Source organism: Nonomuraea pusilla, from assembly GCF_900109355.1.
Lineage (GTDB): Bacteria > Actinomycetota > Actinomycetes > Streptosporangiales > Streptosporangiaceae > Nonomuraea > Nonomuraea pusilla.
The window spans coordinates 1-19,115 of the sequence record NZ_FOBF01000017.1; the positions used below are offsets into that span (position 1 = coordinate 1).

Below are 19,115 nucleotides of genomic sequence, written 5' to 3' on the forward strand. Positions count from 1 at the left end.
CGCCTTCTTCGCCACCCACGGCATCACCCGCATCCACCGGGTCCTGACCGACAACGCCAAGAACTACCGCATCAGCCACGCCTTCCAGCAAGCCTGCGCCGAACTGGGAGCCCGCCAGAAGTTCACCCGCCCACACTGCCCGTGGACCAACGGCAAGGCCGAACGCTTCAACCGCACCCTGGCCACCGAATGGGCCTACCACCGGCCCTACACCAGCAACCAGCACCGCACCCAGGCCCTCGGCCCCTGGCTGAAGCACTACAACACCGCGAGACCACACTCAGCCCTCGGCGGCCGGCCACCCATCAGCCGACTGACACCAAGTTCATGACCAAGTACAGCTAGCGCGGGCGGGGCACGGCTGGTTCGCCCGTGCTCGTGCGGACCGCTGTGGGCCTGGCGAGCGGCTGCAGTCCCGCCGCGCCCTCGCGCTGCCGCTCCACGAAGTGGACGAGCTCCTCGACCCCGGTCAGGAACTGGGCGGGGAAGACGATCGTCGAGTTGCGCTCCACGGCGATCTCGCCGAGCACCTGGAGGTTGCGCAGTTGCAGCGCGATCGGGTGCTCCGCGATGACGTCCGCCGCCTCCGCCAGCCGCCCGGCCGACAGCGCCTCGCCCTCCGCCGCGATGATCTTCGCGCGCTTCTCCCGCTCGGCCTCGGCCTGCCTGGCCATGGCGCGCTGCATCGTCTGCGGCAGCTCGATGTCCTTCAACTCCACCAGGTGGACGAACACGCCCCACTGCTGCGTGATGCGGTCGAGGATGTCCTTGATCGACTCGTTGAGCGTCTGGGTGTCCGTGAGCACCTGGTCCAGCAGCGAGCGGCCCACGACGTTGCGCACGGTCGTCTGCGCGATCTGGTTCACCGCGGAGTCGACGTCCTCGATCTCCACGATCGACTTCACCGGGTCCACCCGGCGGAAGTACGCCACGGCGGCCACGCCGATCGACACGTTGTCCCGCGTGATGACCTGCTGCGACGGCACCGGCATGGTGACGGTGCGCAGGCTCACCTTCCGCATCCTGTCGACCAGCGGGATCATCAGCCGCAGGCCCGGCTCGCGCACGCCGCGCACCTCGCCGAGCCTGAACACGACGCCGCGCTCGTACTGGCGGACGATGGCGATACCGAGGTTGGGCACGGTCATCGCCTCCTCTCCATCACCCCCACCCTTCCCCGCCCGGCCGGGGACGGTCAGGGACCAACGCCGCTCGTCGAGCGACGTTGGTCCCCGATCCGGCCGACCTTCGGCCCTGCCTCCTCGGCTCTGCCCAGGCGGTCCCTCACCAGGCCTGCCCCCGGGGCGGCCTCAGGCGGCGGGCACCTCCTCCCCGCGCAGCTCGGTGACCAGCCGCAGCAGGTCGGACCGGCGCAGCAGGCCAAGCATCCGCCCCGACGCCGGCTCCACCACCGGCATCACCCTGACGCCGTGCTCGTGCATCAGCTCGGCCGCCTCACGCACCGTGGTGTCCATCCGCACGGTGAGGGCGGGCCGCGTCATGATCTGCGCGGCGGTCGTGCCCGACGCCTTCGCCGGCAGCGGCGCCCGCGCCCACTCCCTGACCAGGACGTCGTCCTCGGACACGATGCCGACGACGCGGCCCTCGCCGTCGACCACGGGCATGGCGGCCTCGGCGTACACGCGTAACGCCCACGCCACCCGTGCCACGGGTGTGGCCTCCGCCAGCGCGACCGCCCTGCGGCCCATCACGTCCTTCACCTGCGGCGCCATCACGCCCACCTCCGTCCGTCCCACGGCCCGACCGGCCAGGCACCATGGTCGCCGGGTCGCGGCGGACGGAGTAGGGCTGAAGGTCACCCCGGCAGGGGCTTTCGCCCCTCGCCCGCTACCAGGCCACCTCCAGCGAGGTCAGGCCGTAGACGATGTGGAAGGAGCGGAAGTGCGCCTCCGGCGAGACCGCGTGCAGGCCCGGGAACCGCCGCAGCAGCGCGGGGAACGCGATGCGCATCTCCATCCTGGCCAGCGGCGCGCCGAGGCAGTGGTGCACGCCGTGACCGAACGCGACATGGCCCGGCGCGCCCCGCGCGATGTCCAGCGCGTCAGGGTCGGGGATGAAGGCCGGGTCGCGGTTCGCGGCGGGCAGCGCGCACACCACCAGCTCGCCGGCGCCGATGGCCTGCCCGTCGATCTCGACGTCCGTCTTCGTCAGCTTGAACGTGCCCGAGTGGACGATGCTGAGCCAGCGCAGCAGCTCCTCCACCGCCGCGTCGACCCGGTCGGGCTCCTTGCGCAGGAGCTCGAGCTGGTCGGGGTGGCGCAGCAGGGCGAGCGTGCCCAGCGACAGCATGTTGGACGTCGTCTCGTGCCCGGCGAGCAGCAGCAGGCTGCCGATGCCGACCAGCTCGTCCGTGGACAGGTCGTCGCCGTGCTCGCGCACCAGCATGCCGAGCAGTTCCTCGCCCGGGTCGGCCTTGATGCGGGCCACCAGGTCCGCCATGTACGCCCGCGACTCCAGCTGCAGCGCCACCCGCTCCTCGATGGGGACGGACATGTCCAGCATGCGGCCCGTACGGTACTGGAACCCCTCGCGGTCCTCGTACGGGACGCCGAGCAGCTCGCAGATCACCAGCGACGGGACCGGCAGCGCGAACGAGCGCACCAGGTCGGCGGGCGAGCCGTCCCGCTCCATCGCGTCGAGGTGGTCCTCGACGATGCGGGTGATGCGCGGCTCCAGCCGGCGCATCCGCCTGATCGTGAACTCCGGCGTGAGCATCCTGCGCAGCCGGGTGTGCTCCGGCGGGTCTACGCCGAGCAGGTTGCCCGCGCGCAGCCTCCGCGCCTCCTCCTCGGTCAGCCTCGGCGCGCCGGGGAGTTGCCCGATGCCCCGCTGCGCGATCGAGAAGCGTTCGGCGTCGCCCAGCACCGCGCGCACGTCCGCGTACCGGGTGACCAGCCAGGCGTCCACCCCGAACGGGGTGCTGACGCGCCTGACGCCTGATTCCTCACGTACCTGCCCCAGCTCCGGTGCCGGGTCGAACTCCGTGCGCCGCATGTAGAGCGGCAGCGTCGAGGACTCGCTCATGTGACCCCTTTGATCGGTTCCGCACGGCCTCTCCCCCTATAGTCACCCCCGCCCCACCTCCATGCGGCGAACGGTCGGCGGCGTGCCGGTCAGGTCAGGTCAGCAGGCCGCGCTGCCGGGCGGCGGCCGCGGCCTGCGTGCGGGTGGAGACCTCCAGCTTGGCCAGGATGTTCGAGACGTGCACGCTCACCGTCTTCTGGGCGATGAACAGCCGCTCGGCGATCTCCCTGTTGGTGAGACCCTCGGCGACCAGCCGCAGCACCTCGGCCTCGCGCGCGGTCAGCCCGCCGCCGGGCCGGCCGCCGTCGGGCCGGCCGCCGCCGAACCTCGCCCGCCTGCCGAACTCCAGCAGCGCCGCCTCGAACGGCCCCGCCCGCAGCTTGCCCGCGGTCTCCCTGGCCAACTCCCACTCGTGCTGCGCCGCGTCGCGCTCGCCCGCCGCGAGCAGCGCCTCGGCCAGCCGCCAGCGGCAGCGGGCCGCCTCGTACACGAAGCCGAAGTCGAACGCCGCCACCACCCGCCGCCACAGCTCGACGTCGAGCCTGCCGTGGACGCGGTGCCACTCCGCCTCGGCCCGCAGCCCCCACGCCACACCCTCGGGCCCCAGGTGGATGGGCTCGCCGTGCAGGCCGCGCTCCAGGACGTGGCGGGCCCGCGCGAGCAGCTCGTCGGCGCCCTCGGCGGTGCCCAGTTCGGCCAGCGCCCACAGCCCGACGGTGGCGACGCGAAGCGCGCCGTTGTCGCCGGGCACCAGCCGGTCGAGCACCGCGTGGACGTGCTCCAGCGCCGCCGCCGGGTCGCCGTGCCACAGGGCGTGCTCGGCCGCCATGCCGCGCGACATGTACAGGACGAGCTCCTCGGACCAGAACGGGCGCAGCCACCCGAGGCGCCTCTCCACGCCGGGCAGGCCGCGGCCCACCTCGATGAACAGCGCGAACGACGACAGGACGGCCTCGGACGCCGTGCCCGGCCTGGCGGGGAAGCTCGCGGCGACCGCCTCGGCGTGGTCCCACTCGCCCGCCGCGTAGTGGATGAGGAAGCGCAGGAACCGCAGGTCGGTGCCGTACGTGCTCCACTTCAGCCCGGTCTCCAGCGCCATGGCGACGCCTTCGTCGGCCACCTCGGCGGCCTTGTCCAGCAGCCCCTGCTCGTAGTGGATGCGGGCGTGGTGGAAGCGGGCGCGAAGGTCCATCGCCAGGTCGCCGGTGGGCGTGGCGGAGGCCGCCTCGGCCAGTTCGCGGGCGCGGGCGACGTCGCCGCGCCGCTGCTCCAGGTAGGTGGCGAGCGTGAGCATGGCGCCCACCTCCGCGTCGCGGGCGCCCGACGCGCGGGCGGCCTCCAGGGCGCGGACGGCGAGCGCCTCCAGCTCGTCGCCCCGGGGCCCGTGGGTGAGGGCGCGGGCCTGCGTCGCGAGCGCGCGGGCCAGCGACCGCTCGTCGGCGGCGCTCTCGACGGCCCGGCGTGCGGCGGCCACCGCGCTCTCGTAGTCGTCGTCGGTCTCGAACAGGTAGTAGGCGAGCCGCTCGCTCACCTCGGACGTCGGCGGCAGCGCCTTGAGCTGCGTGATCGCCCGATGGTTGTCGCCGCTGGCGGCGGCCGTGACGGCGCTGCGGAAGGCCAGCGCGGCGCGGCTCGCCCCGGCCAGCTCGGCGGCGTCCGCGACGCGGTCCCACAGCCCGAGCGCGCGGTCGTAGTGGCTGTGCGCCTCGGCGGGCGCGCCGACCCGCTCGGCCTCACGCCCCGCCTGGACGGAGGCGGCCAGCGCTCCGGCGAGGTCGTGGCCGGCGAGGTGGTGGTGGGCGAGCTCGGCGGGGGACGTGAGCAGGGCGGCGAAGGCGGCGTGCAGCCGGGTGCGCTCGCCGGGCAGCAGGTCGGTGTAGACGGCCTCCTGCAGGAGGGCGTGGCGGAAGGCGTAGCCGTAGCCGTCGACCTTGAGCAGGCCGCGCGAGACGATCTCGCGCACGGCCTCCTCGAACTCGGGCAGCGGCAGGCCGGACACCTCGCGCAGCAGTTCGTCCTCGACCCGGCGGCCCGCCACGGCGGCGGCGCGCAGCACCCGCTGACCGGCCTCCGACAGCACCTCGACGCGTGACAGCAGCAGGCTGGCCAGGCCGTCGGGCAGGGTGTCGCCCTCGGCCAGGGCCGCGAACAGCTCCTCGGCGTAGAACGGGTTGCCGTCGGCGCGGGAGACGATGAGCCCGAGCTCCCGCGCGCCGACCTCGCCCAGCGAGGCGACGTAATCGGACATCTCGCCCGTGCCGAGCGGCCCCAGCTCGACGCCCGTCACCGTGGGCAGCCGCTTCAGCTCGGCCAGCACCGAGCGGAGCGGGTGGCGCCTGTGCAGGTCGTCGGTGCGGTACGTGCCCACCACGCACACCTGCTCGGACTGCACCATGCGGCTGAGGAACACCAGCAGGTCGCGCGTGGAGCGATCGGCCCAGTGAAGGTCCTCGATCACGAACAGCACCGGCTGCACCTCTGCCAGCAGCCCCAGCAGCGAGCCGAACAGCCGCTGCTGGGTCAGGCCCGTGGACGGCGCGCTCTCGGTGCCGGGCAGGAGCTGGCCCAGCAGCGGGCGGCCCGACGCCGCCGCGCACACCGCCGGGTCGGCGCCGCGCAGCGCGTCGGCCAGCGGCAGGTACGGCAGGGCGTCGCCCAGCTCGGCGCACTGGCCGACCATGACGTGGAAGCCCCGGCCCCTGGCCTCGGCGACCAGCTCGGAGACCAGCCTCGTCTTGCCGATGCCCGCGTCGCCGCCGACGAGCGCCACCCCCGCTGTGCCTTCGGCGGCGGACTGCAGCACTCGCGCGAGCCTGGCGAGTTCGGCTGAGCGCCCGACGAGAAGACCGTTCACGCAGCCACTATGCCACGCGGGCCCGACACCCCGATTGGCCCATCCATGCGGGCCATCATTGGCCTGGAGCGCAGGACCAAACCCCGCCTACCCTGGCGCCGTGATCTCGCCTTCGACCTTCCTGCTCTTCGTCACCGCCTCGCTCGCCCTGGTGCTCGTGCCCGGCCCCAACCACCTGTACATCGCGGCCAGGGGCCTCGCCCAGGGCAGGGCGGCGGGCCTGGCGAGCGCGCTCGGCGTGGAGACCGGCACCCTCGTGCACATCGCGGCCGCCTCCGCCGGCCTGTCGTACGTGATCTCGACCTCGGCGGCCCTGTTCGCCGTCGTCAAGTGGGCGGGCGTGGCCTACCTCGTCTACCTCGGCGTCCGCGCGTTCACCTCCAAGGACGAGGCCGCGGGCGGGCCCGCCCCGCAGCCACTGCCCAAGGTCTTCCTCGAAGGCGTGCTCGTCAACGTGCTGAACCCGAAGGTGGCGCTGTTCTTCCTCGCGCTGCTGCCGCAGTTCCTCGACCCGGGCGCCGGCTCCCCCGCGCTCCAGGTCGCCGTGCTCGGCGTCACGCTGCTGGCCCTCGGCCTGCTCTCCGACGTCGTCTACGCCCTCACGGCCGGCACGCTCGGCGCCCGGCTCGGCCGCCGCGCGCGGACGCTGCGGCGGGCGGGCGGCGTCGTCTACCTCGGGCTCGGCGTGGCCACCGCGTTCGCCGGGAGACAATGACCTGCATGGCGCCGAGGAAGCAGCGGGAGATCTTCGACGCGACGCTGCGGCTGGTCGCGGAGAGAGGCTACGACGGGCTCACCGTCGAAGGGGTCGCCGAGCGCTCCGGCGTCAACAAGACCACCATCTACCGCTGGTGGCCGTCCAAGGCCGCGCTGCTCGGCGCCGCGCTCGTCGAGTCGGACCTGCTCGCGTTCACGCCGCCCGACACCGGCAGCCTGCGCGGCGACCTCGTCGCCCTCGCCGACCAGCTGCGGGTGCTGCTCACCGAGCCGCCGTCGGCGGACATCGCCGTGGCCGCGCTCGCCGCCGCCGTCCGCCATCCCGAGCTCGACGGGCGGCGCTTCTTCGCCGACAGGTTCGCGCGCGAGCGGGAGATCTTCGAGCGGGCGCGGCGGCGCGGCGAGCTGCCGCCGTCGGCCGATCCCATGCTGCTGCTCGACCTCCTGGCGGGCGCCTTCTGGATGCGGGCGGTGCTCAGGGGCCTGCCTGTGCCGGAGGGCTTCGCGGCCGAGGTCGTCGCCGCCGTGCTCGACGGCGTCGGCGCGGCTTCCGGCAGCCGGTGACCGGGGCCGTGCTCGACGGGTGCGGGCCCTGACGGGTCAGAGCACCTCCGACAGCGCCGACGGGATGCGGTCGAGCACCGGGTGCGGCACCAGCCCGTACGCGTAGAAGTCCACGGCGAGCGCGCCGGCCGCCTTGGCCGCCCGCGCCTTCGCCACCAGCCGGTCCGGCGCGTCGCTGTCGGGATGCCCGGGACGCAGCACCGCCCGCACCTCGCGGTCCTTGCCCACCGACCGCAGGTACGCGCCCACGTCGTCGGCCACCCTGGCCGCGTCGCGCGCGTACGCGAGCACGCCGAACGCCGGCACCAGGTCGCCCAGCGCCACGAGATCGACGCCGAGCTGCCAGGCGTCGTGCGCGGCCAGCCCCGGCGAGGGCAGCCCGTCGCGGTAGCCCTTCACCGCGCCCGTCGAGTCGACGAACACCAGCTTCGACCCCTCGTCGGCCACCGCCGACGCCACCTCGGACACCAGCGTCGTCACCGTCTCCGAACGGGCCCGCGCGTACGCCACGACCTCCGGCCCCGCGTACGCGGTGAGCGCCGCCCGCGTCACCTCGCCCTGCGCCGGCGGGTCGCCCTCCAGGACGCGGCCCAGGATCCGCGCGCACTCGTCGCGCGCCACGCCGGCGTTCACGCCCAGGTCGGTGGCGCGGCGCATGCAGTAGTCGCAGAAGCAGAGCCCGAACAGGTACGCGTCCATCGGCCCGAGCGGCACGAACGACCGCTCCGCGCGCAGCGGGCGGAAGTGCAGCGACTCGGCCACCACGCTGTCGACGCCGAGCGCGGCCACCGCCCTGGCCAGCGCCACCGCGTACTCGCGCACGTCGGGGTGCGCCGGGCACAGCGCGGCGGGCGCCCCCCTGTCGCCGAAGCAGTCGCGCACCGTGACGTCGGGGTGCTCGGCGCCGATCGTGGCGTTGCGCAGGAACACCGTCCAGCCGTGCAGCTTCAGCCCGCGCCTGGCGCACGCCTCGCGCAGCCCGTCGAAGGCGTCGAGGTGGCCGGGCACCGGGGCCAGGCGCAGCCCGTCGAACAGGCCGGGCCGCGGGACGAAGTGCGCCCCGTCGCGCCGCAGGGTCAGCCGGGACAGCCCGTGCGGGGTGACGTCCTGGGAGGCGTGGTGCACGGCGCCGACCGTGACGCCCGCCACGCCGTACCCGCTGATCCGGTCCAGCACCCTCTCGACGCCCTCGCCGCGCAGGTCCTCGACGAAGACGTACACCGAACTGTCCACGAGCCGACCCTACAGTCCAGGACTACGCGCTCTTGTGGGCGACGAAGTCGATCTCCACCAGGATGTCCATCAGCTCCGAGCCGACCGTCGTGCGCACCGGGTACGGCTCGGTGAAGTAGCTCCTGTACACCTCGTTGTACGCCTTGAAGTCGCGCTTGAGGTGCTGGAGGTGGACCGTCGCCTTCACCACGTCGTCGTAGCCGAGGCCGTGGGCGGCCAGGATCGCGCCGAGGTTCTTCATCACCTGGTGGGTCTGGGCGGCCACGTCGTCGCCGACGACCTCCCCCGTGCGGGGGTCGAGCGGGCCCATGCCGGAGGTGTAGACGAAGTCGCCGACGACGAGGCCCTGCGAGTACGCGCCGACCGGAGCCGCGCCCTCGGTGGTCCTGAGCTCCTTCTTCACGCTGCCTCCCTGGAGGTGTGGATGGTTGCGGGTTCCTAGAAGTTCGTGGTGACGACGCCGACGACCCGGTAGTCGCGATCGACCACCGGCAGGCGCCGCCACTTGTCGAAGGCCGTGCACGGGTGGGAGATGCCGAACGCCAGCAGGTCGCCCGGCTTCAGCCCCTCGGCCTGCACGATCGTGTGCTGGTCCTGCATCCTCGTCACGGTGACGCCGCCGCGCCGCGCCACCGGCAGCCCCTCGTCGTACGGCGCGTCGCGCTTGCCCATGCCGACGATCGCGAGGCCGGGCTCCGGCGTGGACAGCACGTGCGCCCACACCTCCAGCGCCGGTCGCAGCTCGCCCTCGATCCGGTTGAACGGCGTCCTTTCGCGGTAGTAGCCGTCGTCGTGCGTGACGTACGCGCCGCTGCGCAGCACGATGACGGCCTGCGTGGCGACCAGCTCGCGCCCGATGACGTCGAACCACTGGCTGCCGCCCACCGACAGGATCGGCCTCCTGACCCGCAGGTGCTCGACGGCGTCCTGCAGCAGCCCCAGGTACTCCTTGACGTCCTCCGCGGTCTTCAGCCCGCCCTCGTACCCGGCGACGCCGGCCAGTTCCACGCCGGGGGCGCGCTGCGCGTGCGCGGCGACGTCCAGCAGCTCGTCCAGCGTCCTGCAGCCGGCGCGGCCTCCCGCGTGGCCCAGCTCGACGAGCACGCGGAACGGCCGGGCCCCCGCGTGGCGGGACAGGATGTCCAGGCCCGCCTCGGAGTCGGCGAAGCACAGGAACTCGAACTCCGGGTCGCGCTCCAGCTCGCCCGCCGCCCACGCCAGCCCGGCCGGGTCGACGACCTGGTTGGCCACGAGGACGCGCCGCGCGCCGAACCCGCGCGCCGCCTGCGCCTGCCGGGGGGTGGCCACGGTGAGCCCCCACGCGCCCGCGGCGAGCTGCATCGCCGCGATCTCGCCCGACATATGCGTCTTGACGTGCGGCGACAGTTCCATGCCGTGGTCGCGCGCGAACGCCGCCATCGTGGCGATGTTGTGCTCCAGCGCCTCCCGGTGCACGACCATCAGGGGGAAGCCGAGCTCCCCCTCCAGGACCGACCGGCCGAGGATCTCCTGCACGGCACCCCCCTTTTGTCCGCGTCCGACCATATCCCACCAGGGCCGCCCGCGGATCTTGCCGGACGGCGCGGTGGGCGTCGCGTCAGGAGGCGCCCGTGGCCCGGCGGGGCGTCAGCTCGGGCGCGGGGCGCGGCCGGGGGTGGCCCCGGTCAGCTCGGGCGCAGGGCGCGACCCGGGGTGGCCCCGGTCAGCTCGCCGGCCGCCAGCACCGGCACGCCCGACACGAGGACGTCGCCGACGCCGGTCGCGAGCGTCCTCGGGGCCTCGTACGTGGCGGCGTCGGCCACGGTGTCCGGGTCGAACACCACCACGTCGGCCCCGAACCCCGCCCGCAGCAGCCCCCTGTCCGCCAGGCCGAACCGCCGCGCCGGGTGCGCCGCCAGGTGCACGGCCGCCTGCTCCCACGTCCAGTCGCCCAGCTCGCGGACGTGGCGGCCGAGGAAGCGGGCGAACGCCCCGAACCCCCGCGGATGCGGGTGGCCGCCCACGTAGATGCCGTCGGAGCCGCCGGTGTGCGCCGGGTGGCGCAGCACCCTGCGCACCGACTCCTCGCCCTCCGGCCCCTCGTCCGGGCGGGCCGACACGCACCCCGCCTCCAGCCGGGTCTCCACCAGCAGCCGCCGGCAGAACTCGGCGGGCGTCACCCCGGCCCGCTCCGCCGCCGCCACCATCGTCAGGCCCTCGGCCCACTCCAGGCCGGGCGCGTGGGAGACGGTCAGACGGGGCCAGAAGGCGTCGAGCGTCGGCCACCAGCCGTCCAGCCCGCCGGACTCCAGCATCTCCAGCGCCCGGTCGGGCTCCGCCCCCGGCACCGACGGCGGCAGCACCACCATCGCCAGGATCGTGCTCCCCCGCAGGTACGGGTAGGTGTCGAAGGTCAGGTCCACGTCCTTGGCGAGCGCCTCCTCCACCAGCGGCAGCAGGACGTCGGCGGGCCCGTGCAGGTGCGAGACGTGCACGGCCGCGCCGGACCGCCCCGCGATCTCCATCACCTCGGCCATGCCGGCCCCCGCCGCCGCGCCGTAGGCACGCATGTGCGTCACGTACGGCAGCCCGCCGAGCGGCGCGCACAGCGCGGCCAGCTCCTCGGCCGTGGCGTAGCGGCCCGGCAGGTACTCCAGGCCGGTGGACAGCCCGACGGCGCCCTCCGACAGGCCCCTCTCGACGTGCCGCAGCATCGCCGCCAGCTCGGTTCGCGACGCGGCGTCGGGCGACGGCCCCATGACGTCGTACCTGACCGTGCCGTGCGGGATCAGGTAGGCCGTGTTGAGCGCCACCGCCCGGTCGTAGCGGGCGAGCAGCTCCCCCACCGTGAGCGGCCCTTCGCCGAGCGCGCCGTTCACCGCCGCGAAGTAGCGCGACGCGTACGCGACCGTCGCCGCCGAGCCCGGCGCGAACGACAGGCCGTCCTGGCCCAGGACGAACGTCGTCACCCCCTGGCGGAGCGCCGCCCGCTGCACCTCCGGGTCGAACACGACCGCGTCGCCGTGGGCGTGGCAGTCGACGAAACCGGGCGCGACCAGGCGTCCCGACGCGTCGATCACGGTCGCCGCCCGCGCCTCGCCCAGGCGGCCGACGGCCGCGATCCTGTCGCCCCTCACCGCCACGTCCGCGCGGAACGGGGGCGCGCCCGTGCCGTCGAGGACCCGTCCGCCGCTGATGACTACGTCGAACATCACCCCAGGATTCAATCAGAGCCGCGCCCCGTCGCCGATCCGCACGACCGCGCGGTCACGGGCCGCCGCGCCAGCAGTTCCCTGGCCTGGGCGCGGGCCAGGTTCCAGCCGTTCCACGGGTCAGGACGGTCCAGCCCCCGGGCCGCCACCAGGTCGGCCAGGACGCAGCTGCGCTGCGGCTCGGGCAGCCGGTCCAGCGCCGGCACGGCCTCCGCGCCCAGGTCGCCCAGGTAGTCGGCGTCGATGCGGGTGACGCCCCGTACCTCCACCTGCGTCCGCGCCACCCGCAGGTCCGGGTTCACCAGCGCGAACGCGCCCAGCCCCAGCGCCGTCACCAGCACCACCGCGCGCGGGAGCCAGCCCGACCCGCGTCCGGCCAGCCGGAGCGCGCCCGCCACGAGCACCAGCGCGAACACCGCGCCCAGCCACCAGACGGCCGCCTCCACCGACAGCCGCAGCCGCGACAACCCGTACGCGTCGATGTACAGGTGCATGCGGTGCAGCGCCGACGCCAGCACCACCATGGTCAGCGAGCACAGCACCCCGAGCTGCCCCGCGAGCAGCCGGCGCTCGCCGCGCTCGGTCCTGAGCAGCCCGGCCGCGACCGCGACGATGCCCAGCACCACCACGCTGACCGCCACGAGCTGGAAGAAGCCCTGCCGCGCGTACGCGGCGTAGGTCAGGCCCACCGTCCTCAGCACCCGGTCGTCGCCGCCGAACAGCGCCGTGACCTGCACCACGACGAACGCGGCGAACAGCAGGTTCACCGCGGTCAGCGGCACCAGCCAGACGCTCCTGCCCACGCTGAACTTCGCCTCGGGGCCGGGCGGGTCCGCCACCGGCCTGAGCGCCACCAGCACGACCGCCGCCAGCAGCACCGCGAACACCACGAACAGGAAGGCCCGCAGCGGCGCGGACTCCAGCCACTCGGGGGCCGTCGTCAGCCGCTCCGCGTACGAGGCGAACACCGGGTCGGCCGAGGCGAACAGCACCCCGAACACCAGCAGCAGCACCGCCGCGATGCCGAGCCCGGCCAGGGTCGGCATGATCCGGCGCCTGGCCGTCAGCCCCTTCACGGGGCCCGCGAGGAACCACGCCACCGGGCCCAGCGCCAGCAGCACCGACACGACGCCCCTGATGACGCCGATCCAGCCGCGTCCCGCGCCGGACACGGCGAGGGCGACCAGCGCGGCCCCCGCCAGGAGCAGGATCGACACCAGCCAGCCGGCGTCGCGCACCGCCGCCATCGCGATCAGGCCGTACCCGGTCAGCCCGAACGCCGCCGCCCAGGGCGTCATCCTGGGCAGGATCGCCGGCAGCGCCGCCAGGCCCGGCACCAGCGCCGCCAGCACCACGCCCAGCCCCGGCCCCGCGCCGGGCAGCGCGACCGCCGCGCAGACCCCGGCTCCGGCGGCGGCGGGCAGCAGCCAGCGCGGCGCGTCGGGGACGTCGGGCCTGGGGAACAGCGGCGGCGGCACATAGCCGGGCGGCCCCCCGAGGACCCCACCGGCAGGAACCGGAGGGCTGCCCTGACGGTCCCCCGCCCCTCCCAGGGAAGCCGCCCCCGCATCGCGCGGCGCGCCCGCCTGGGGGGCCGTCCCTCCTCCCCTGAAGGACGCCGGCCCGTGCGGCTCGGCCGTCGGCCCAGGCGGCGGAGGAGCCGCCCCACCAGGGCCGGGCGGGCCGTACTGCCCGGGGCCGGGCGGGCCGTACTGCCCGGGGCCGGTCGGCCCGTACTGCCCGGGGCCGGGCGGGCCGTACTGCCCGGCGCCGGGCGGGGCCGGGGCGGCGGCGCGGGCCGAGGCGTCGCCCAGGGCGGCCCCGATCGACCCCGTCACCCCGACGCAGACGACGAGCGCGACGAACCCCGCGGCGACGCCCAGCATCATGGTCACCAGGAGGGCGACGAACATCCCGAGGACCAGCCCGGCCAGCACGCCGAGCGCCCCGCCGCCGATCATCCTCGCCATCCGCCTGCGAGCCCCGTCACCTCCGTCGCCCGGCGCGCCCGCTCCAGGGCTCCGCACGGCGGGCGCCGCCGCCCCGTACTGGATGAGGACACCCGCCGGCGGGCTCGCCGCGGCGGCGCCCGCCGTGGGCGCGCCGGCCGGGGCCGGGGCGCCGGTCGTGGAGGGGCGGGTGTCCTGGGAGGCCGCCCGCGCGGCGGCTGGCTCCGGGACGTCCGCGCCGGTGACGGCGGTGTCCCCGGTCATGGCGTCCCCGGGATCGTCCCCGGCGGTCGCGGCTTCGGTGGGTCCCATGTGCGTTCTCCCTGGGAGGGTGGCGACCATGTGGCAGCCGGGACGGTCGGCGATGTGGACGGTGCCCCCGTGGAGTTCGGCGATCTCCTTCACGATGGCCAGCCCCAGCCCCGCTCCCCCGCCGTCGGCGGCGCGGCCGGAGTCGAGGCGGGAGAAGCGTTCGAACACGCGGGCCCTGGCCGGCACCGGGATGCCGGGGCCCTGGTCGGCCACGGTGAGCCGCACCCTGTTGCCGTCGCCGGCGCAGGTCACGGTCACGAGCCCGCCGGGCGGGCTGTGGCGTACGGCGTTGTCGAGCAGGTTGGCCAGGACCTGGGCGAGCAGGTCGGGGTCGGCGCGCACGCCGAGCCCGGCGGGGGCCGCGCCGGTGATGGCGACGTCCTCGCGGGCGAGCGACGCCTCGCGCACGGCCTGTTCGACGAGCGGGGCCAGCTCGACGGGCTCGGGCTCGATGAGCCGTACGCCGGAGTCGAGCCGCGACAGGTCGAGGAGCTGGGCGACGAGGCGGCCGAGCCGCTCGGTCTGCGCGAGGGCGGTGCGCATGGTGACGGGGTCGGGGGCGGAGACGCCGTCCACGACGTTCTCGAGGACGGCGCGCAGCCCGGTGATGGGGGTGCGCAGCTCGTGGCTCACGTTGGCGACGAGCTCGCGCCGCTGCCTGTCGACCTCGCCGAGGTCGGCGGCCATGGCGTTGAACGCGCGGGCCAGCTCGCCCACCTCGTCCCGGGACGTGGCGGTGACGCGCAGCGCGTACTGTCCCTTGGCGATGGTCTGGGCGGCGCGGGCCAGCTGGCGCAGCGGCTTGGTCATGCCCTTGGCCAGCACCTGCACCATGATCAGCGCGAGCACCATGGCGACGGCGATGCGGACGTCACGCGACAGCCCCGAGTTGAGCCCGACCTCGTTGACGACGAAGGCGGTGCCGACGGCGAGGACGATGACGATGCCGAGCTTGACCTTGATGCGCCCGAGGAAGTCGAGCGGCCTCATCGGCGCACCAGGGCGTACCCGACGCCGTGGACGGTCCTGACGACGTCGGGGCCGAGCTTGCGGCGCAGGGCCCGCACGTGGCTGTCCACGGTCCTGGTGGCGGCGGCCTCGGAGAAGCCCCACACGTCCGACAGCAGCCTGTCGCGCTCGAAGACCTGTCCGGGCCGCTCGGCGAGCCGCCGCAGCAGGTCGAACTCGGTCCTGGTGAGCTGCGCCTCCGCGCCGCGCACGAACACCCTGCGGGCGGCGGTGTCGATCTCGACGTCGCCGACCCTGACGATGGTGTCCTCGGCGGCGAGCTGGGAGGCCCGTTCGACCCTGCGCAGCAGCGCGTGGATCCTCGCGACGAGCTCGCGCATGCTGAACGGCTTGGCCAGGTAGTCGTCGGCTCCGACGCCGAGGCCGACGAGCACGTCGGTCTCCTCGCCGAGCGCGGTCAGCATGAGCACCGGCACGGGCCTGGCGGCCTGCATCCTGCGGCACACCTCCAGGCCGTCGAGTCCGGGCAGGAGCCGGTCGAGGATCACGAGGTCGGGGTCGGACCTCCCGTACTCGGCGAGGGCGGCGTGGCCGTCCCCTGCCGTCCTGACGTCGAACCCCTCGGCGGCCAGCCTGTTCCGCACGGCCAGCGCGATCGTCTGGTCGTCCTCCACCACGAGGACGCGCCGCTGCTCTGCCACGGAGGGAAGCCTAGAAGGGTGCTGTGCAGACAGCACTCCCAAATGTGTGCATATCCGGTGCAGACTGGGCGCCGTGAACATCGCCGGATACCTGCGCCGCCTCGGCCGTCCCGACCTGCTCGACGCCCCTCCGACCTGGGAGGGCCTGCGGGCGCTGCACACCGCGCACGTCGAGAGGGTGCCGTACGAGGCGCTCGACATCTGGTTGGAACGTCCCACGGGGATCGACCCCGCGGAGTCGGCGGCGCGGATCACCGGCGGCAGGGGCGGCTACTGCTACCACCTGAACGGCGCGTTCTCGACGCTGCTCGCCCGGCTCGGCTACGACGTCACGCGCCACGCGGGCGGCGTGCAGAGCCGGGGCGCGGAGCCGGGCATCACCCGCAACCACCTGGCGCTGACGGCGCGCGGCCTGCCGGCCCCCGGCAACCCGGGCGGCGCGTGGCTGGTGGACCTCGGGCTGGGCGACGGGCCGCACGAGCCGCTGCCGCTGGTCGCGGGCTCGTACCGGCAAGGGCCTTTCACGTACGGGCTGCGGCCGTCGGAGGTGGCGCCGGGCGGGTGGAGGTTCGACCACGACCCGGCGGGTTCGTTCGAGGGCATGGACTTCGCCCCCGAACCTGCGGAGATGGCGGAGTTCGAGGACATGCACCGGCACCTGTCCACCTCGCCGGACTCGGGGTTCGTCCGGGTGGCGGCGGTGCTGCGCAGGGACGCGTCAGGCGTGGACGTCCTGCGCGGGCTCGTCCTGACGCGGCAGGGGGCCGGCGCGCACTCGGTCACGCTGGACTCCGCCCGTGACTACTACGCGGCCCTCGGCGACGTGTTCGGGCTGACGCTGGACGACGTGGCCGACGCGGAGAAGGACAGGCTCTGGCGCAGGCTGCGCGACGCCCACGAGGCGTGGACGGCCTCCTGATCCGATGGTGTACCCGGACATGCCTGACGGCAGGACGATCGCGGGGCGGTACCGGCTGCTCGAACCCCTCGGCGCCGGTTCCGTGCGGCGGGGACTCGACGAGCTGGAGCGGCGCGACGTCGTGGTCAGGCAGCTGCGCGTCCCGCCCGAGCTGATCGACTCGGCGACGCGCGAGGCCCGCATGGCCGCCCTGGTGCGGCACGCGTCGATCGCGCGGGTGCTGGACGTGCCGCTGGAGGCCGGGCGGCCGTGGGTGATCGCGGAGTTCGTCCGGGGAACGTCGCTGGAGCAGGCCGTACGGTCCCGTGGTCCGCTGCCCGTGGCGCAGGCGGCGCGCATGGGCGTGTGCGTGCTGGCGGCGCTGCGGGCGGCGCACGCGGCGGGCGTCGTCCACGGCCGGCTCGATCCGGGGAAGGTGCTGCTGACGTGGACGGGCAGGGCGGTGCTCGCCGGGTTCGGGGTGCCGAGCCTCAGCGTGCGGCCCTCGTCCGACCTGTGGTCGCTGGCGGCGACGCTGCACTTCGCGGTGGAGGGCAGGCCGCCCGGCCAGGTGCCGGCGGAGGGCGCCGACCCGCTCAGGTCGCTGGTCAGGGCCATGCTGCATCCGTCGGGGTCGCCGTCGGTCGAGGTGGTGGCGGACACGCTGCAACGGCTCGCGCTCGACCAGCCGCTGGACCGCCTCGTGGCGGCGCTCGGCCCGCTGCCGCCCGCCGAGGTGGCGGGGATCGGGCTGGACGTCCTCGCCCAGCTCCAGTCGCTGGGCGGCGTCCACGGCGCGGTGCAGCCGGGGAGCGTGTTCGTCGACGGCGAGGGCCGGGCGAGGCTGGTGGCGCCGCTGCGGTCGGGCACCCTGCCGGACTACACCGCGCCGGAGGGGGCGCAGAGCCGCGAGGCGGACCTGTGGTCGCTCGGCGCGACGCTGTTCACGGCCGTGGAAGGCCGGCCGCCCGCTCCGGGGGCGCTGCTGGCCAGGGCCGGTACGCTGGCACGCGTGCTGTTCCGCCTCCTGTCCGGCAACCCGGCGGACCGTCCGTCCGTGGACGAGCTGCGCCGTGACCTGCGGGCGGTCGCGGGCGTGCGCCGATGACGCGGGGGCGGGGCGCCGCCCCTTCCGCTGAGCCGACGGCGGCGACCGCGGCGCCCGGCCCCCGCGCCGCCGCCGCGTGGCCCGCGTGGGCGGTCACCTGGGTGCCCGCGGCGGTGGCCGCCGCGCTCGGGCTCTGGGGCCTCTCCTCGCCGTCGCTGTGGCGGGACGAGTCGGTGAGCGGCCTGGCCGCTCTCATGCCGCTCGCGCGGCTGCGCGACCTCCTGTCGGACCTGGACGCCGTCCACGCCCTGTACTACCTGCTGCTGCGGCCGTTCGCGGCCGTGGGAGGGCCGGCGCCCGAGGTGGCGCTGCGGCTGCCGTCCGTGCTGGCCTTCGCCGCCGCGGCGGCCGGGGTGGCGGCGCTCGGCCGGAGGCTGGCCGGGCCGCTCGCGGGCGGCTGCGCGGGCCTGGTCTACGCGCTGACGCCCGTCGCCGTCAGGTACGCGCAGGAGGCTCGCTCGTACGCCCTGGTGAGCGCCGTGGCCGTGCTGTCGGTGTGGCTGCTGCTGCGGCTGTGCGACCGGCCGTCGGCGGGCCGGTGCGCGGCGTACGGGGCGAGCGTGGCGCTGCTCGGCTGGCTGCACCTGTACGCCCTGCTGCTGGTCCCCGCCCACCTGGTCACGGCCCACCTGGTCAGGGCCCACCTGGTCTCGGCCCATCCGGCCGGTGCGCGGCCGCTCCCGCCGCGACGGCCGGCCGCAGGGCTCTGGGTGGTGGCGGCCCTGGCGGGCGCGGCCGTGGCGCTGGCGCCGCTCGTGCTGGTGGCGGCCGGGCAGCGCGACACGCAGGTGTTCTGGCTGCGCCCGCCGGGCTGGGCGGACGTGGCGGCGTTCCCCGTGGAGGTGGCGGGCGGGACGGCCGCGGCGGTCGCGCTGTTCGGCCTGGCCGCGTGGGGGGCGCGGTACGCCCTGCCCGTGGTGCCGTGGGCGGTGCTGCCGCCCGCGCTGTCGATGGCGCTCTCGCAGGCGCAGCCGATCTACCACCCACGTTACGTCCTGTTCGCGGTGCCCGCGGTGGCGCTGCTCGCCGGGGTCGGGCTGGCCCGCCTGCCGTTCAGGGCGGGCGTGGCGACGGCCGCGGCGGGGTCGCTGGCGTTCGCCCTGCTGGTCGTGCCCGCGCAGACGGCGCTCAGAGAGCCGGGCAGCCGTCCTGACGACCTGCGGGGGCTCGCGGCCACCCTGGCGGCAGAGCAGCGGCCGGGCGACGCGGTGCTGTTCGTGCCGCGGCGGTTCCGGCTGTTCGTGGCGGTGTACGGGGAGCCGTACCGGCGCCTGGCGGACCTCACGCCGGCTCCCGCCTCCGGCGGGGGCGCGGCCCCGCCGGGCGCGGACTGGGGCACGGCGGAGCCGAGGACGGCCGCGGACCTGCGCGCGGCCCTCGCGGGCGTGGACCGGGTGTGGCTGGTGTCGCCCAGGATCGGCACGCGGTACGCCTCCGACGAGCGCTACCGGGTGCTGCGCGAGACGCTGGCGGCGGGGCCGGAGCGGGCGTTCGGTTCGATCCGCCTCACCCTCTACACCCGCGCCCGCGGCACGGCGAATTGAGATACATCGCGAGATGGAACCGCGTGGCGC

General features: G+C 75.2%; 16 protein-coding genes. 6 read left to right on the top strand and 10 right to left on the bottom strand.

Features of this window, described 5'->3' with window-relative positions; translation table 11 throughout:
* Nucleotides 1-331: integrase core domain-containing protein (locus BMX74_RS29630; protein WP_143078808.1), on the top strand; the 331-nt coding region annotated here is incomplete at its 5' end.
* A 10-nt stretch (nucleotides 332-341) separates the two neighbouring features.
* On the opposite strand, the gene BMX74_RS29635 is transcribed toward BMX74_RS29630, so the two are convergent.
* From BMX74_RS29635 to BMX74_RS46360, 4 genes are all read right to left on the bottom strand, one after another.
* The gene (locus BMX74_RS29635; RefSeq protein WP_055506762.1) at nucleotides 342-1,148 is read right to left on the bottom strand and encodes a slipin family protein; all 807 of its coding nucleotides are present in this window, start codon (nucleotides 1,146-1,148) and stop codon (nucleotides 342-344) included.
* Between the two features lie 162 nt (nucleotides 1,149-1,310).
* Complete coding sequence (locus BMX74_RS29640; protein WP_091103973.1) at nucleotides 1,311-1,733, bottom strand: CBS domain-containing protein; 423 nt, start codon at nucleotides 1,731-1,733, stop codon at nucleotides 1,311-1,313.
* Between the two features lie 115 nt (nucleotides 1,734-1,848).
* Nucleotides 1,849-3,045 carry a cytochrome P450 gene (locus tag BMX74_RS29645; RefSeq protein ID WP_091103975.1) on the bottom strand — a complete coding sequence of 399 codons (1,197 nt, stop codon included), beginning with the start codon at nucleotides 3,043-3,045 and terminating at the stop codon, nucleotides 1,849-1,851.
* 94 nt (nucleotides 3,046-3,139) lie between these two features.
* Entirely contained in the window at nucleotides 3,140-5,899 is a 2,760-nt protein-coding gene (locus BMX74_RS46360; RefSeq protein ID WP_091103977.1) for a LuxR family transcriptional regulator, read from the bottom strand.
* Between the two features lie 100 nt (nucleotides 5,900-5,999).
* Here BMX74_RS46360 and BMX74_RS29655 point away from each other — a divergent pair, with 100 nt between their 5' ends.
* On the top strand, nucleotides 6,000-6,614 hold the full coding sequence (locus BMX74_RS29655; RefSeq protein WP_091103979.1) for a LysE family translocator: 615 nt from the start codon (nucleotides 6,000-6,002) through the stop codon (nucleotides 6,612-6,614).
* A gap of 5 nt (nucleotides 6,615-6,619) precedes the next feature.
* Nucleotides 6,620-7,180, top strand: a complete 561-nt coding sequence (locus BMX74_RS29660) for a TetR/AcrR family transcriptional regulator (RefSeq protein ID WP_091104093.1) — start codon at nucleotides 6,620-6,622, stop codon at nucleotides 7,178-7,180.
* Between the two features lie 36 nt (nucleotides 7,181-7,216).
* Here the strand turns inward: BMX74_RS29660 and BMX74_RS29665 are convergent, their stop codons facing one another.
* The 6 genes from BMX74_RS29665 to BMX74_RS29690 form a co-directional block, all read right to left on the bottom strand.
* Nucleotides 7,217-8,413, bottom strand: a complete 1,197-nt coding sequence (locus BMX74_RS29665; RefSeq protein WP_091103980.1) for a hypothetical protein — start codon at nucleotides 8,411-8,413, stop codon at nucleotides 7,217-7,219.
* A 22-nt stretch (nucleotides 8,414-8,435) separates the two neighbouring features.
* On the bottom strand, nucleotides 8,436-8,816 hold the full coding sequence (locus tag BMX74_RS29670; protein ID WP_055506755.1) for a RidA family protein: 381 nt from the start codon (nucleotides 8,814-8,816) through the stop codon (nucleotides 8,436-8,438).
* A gap of 35 nt (nucleotides 8,817-8,851) precedes the next feature.
* On the bottom strand, nucleotides 8,852-9,928 hold the full coding sequence (locus BMX74_RS29675) for an alanine racemase (RefSeq protein ID WP_236715019.1): 1,077 nt from the start codon (nucleotides 9,926-9,928) through the stop codon (nucleotides 8,852-8,854).
* 149 nt (nucleotides 9,929-10,077) lie between these two features.
* Entirely contained in the window at nucleotides 10,078-11,604 is a 1,527-nt protein-coding gene (locus tag BMX74_RS29680; RefSeq protein ID WP_256257334.1) for an N-acyl-D-amino-acid deacylase family protein, read from the bottom strand.
* 11 nt (nucleotides 11,605-11,615) lie between these two features.
* Complete coding sequence (locus BMX74_RS46365) at nucleotides 11,616-14,855, bottom strand: DUF4153 domain-containing protein (RefSeq protein ID WP_091103982.1); 3,240 nt, start codon at nucleotides 14,853-14,855, stop codon at nucleotides 11,616-11,618.
* Nucleotides 14,852-15,535 carry a response regulator transcription factor gene (locus BMX74_RS29690; RefSeq protein WP_256257335.1) on the bottom strand — a complete coding sequence of 228 codons (684 nt, stop codon included), beginning with the start codon at nucleotides 15,533-15,535 and terminating at the stop codon, nucleotides 14,852-14,854. Before BMX74_RS29690 ends, BMX74_RS46365 begins: the two co-directional genes overlap by 4 nt.
* Before the next feature lie 73 nt (nucleotides 15,536-15,608).
* On the opposite strand from BMX74_RS29690, the gene BMX74_RS29695 reads away from it, so the two are divergent.
* Genes BMX74_RS29695 through BMX74_RS29705 form a run of 3 tightly spaced genes read left to right on the top strand, consistent with a single transcriptional unit; the run spans nucleotide 15,609 to nucleotide 19,085 of the window.
* Nucleotides 15,609-16,454 carry an arylamine N-acetyltransferase family protein gene (locus BMX74_RS29695; protein ID WP_218154098.1) on the top strand — a complete coding sequence of 282 codons (846 nt, stop codon included), beginning with the start codon at nucleotides 15,609-15,611 and terminating at the stop codon, nucleotides 16,452-16,454.
* A 19-nt stretch (nucleotides 16,455-16,473) separates the two neighbouring features.
* Nucleotides 16,474-17,541: a protein kinase domain-containing protein gene (locus BMX74_RS29700; protein WP_177227568.1), complete on the top strand. Its 1,068-nt coding sequence runs from the start codon at nucleotides 16,474-16,476 to the stop codon at nucleotides 17,539-17,541.
* Complete coding sequence (locus tag BMX74_RS29705; protein ID WP_091103986.1) at nucleotides 17,538-19,085, top strand: glycosyltransferase family 39 protein; 1,548 nt, start codon at nucleotides 17,538-17,540, stop codon at nucleotides 19,083-19,085. The genes BMX74_RS29700 and BMX74_RS29705 overlap by 4 nt, the downstream gene beginning before the upstream one ends.
* Nucleotides 19,086-19,115: the final 30 nt, after the last annotated feature.

Coding starts and splice junctions, on each gene's coding strand:
- BMX74_RS29635 (WP_055506762.1), bottom strand. CDS start 1,148: ATGACCGTGCCCAACCTCGGTATCGCCATCGTCCGCCAGTACGAGCGC.
- BMX74_RS29640 (WP_091103973.1), bottom strand. CDS start 1,733: ATGGCGCCGCAGGTGAAGGACGTGATGGGCCGCAGGGCGGTCGCGCTG.
- BMX74_RS29645 (WP_091103975.1), bottom strand. CDS start 3,045: ATGAGCGAGTCCTCGACGCTGCCGCTCTACATGCGGCGCACGGAGTTC.
- BMX74_RS29660 (WP_091104093.1), top strand. CDS start 6,620: ATGGCGCCGAGGAAGCAGCGGGAGATCTTCGACGCGACGCTGCGGCTG.
- BMX74_RS29680 (WP_256257334.1), bottom strand. CDS start 11,604: ATGTTCGACGTAGTCATCAGCGGCGGACGGGTCCTCGACGGCACGGGC.
- BMX74_RS46365 (WP_091103982.1), bottom strand. CDS start 14,855: ATGAGGCCGCTCGACTTCCTCGGGCGCATCAAGGTCAAGCTCGGCATC.
- BMX74_RS29700 (WP_177227568.1), top strand. CDS start 16,474: ATGCCTGACGGCAGGACGATCGCGGGGCGGTACCGGCTGCTCGAACCC.
- BMX74_RS29705 (WP_091103986.1), top strand. CDS start 17,538: ATGACGCGGGGGCGGGGCGCCGCCCCTTCCGCTGAGCCGACGGCGGCG.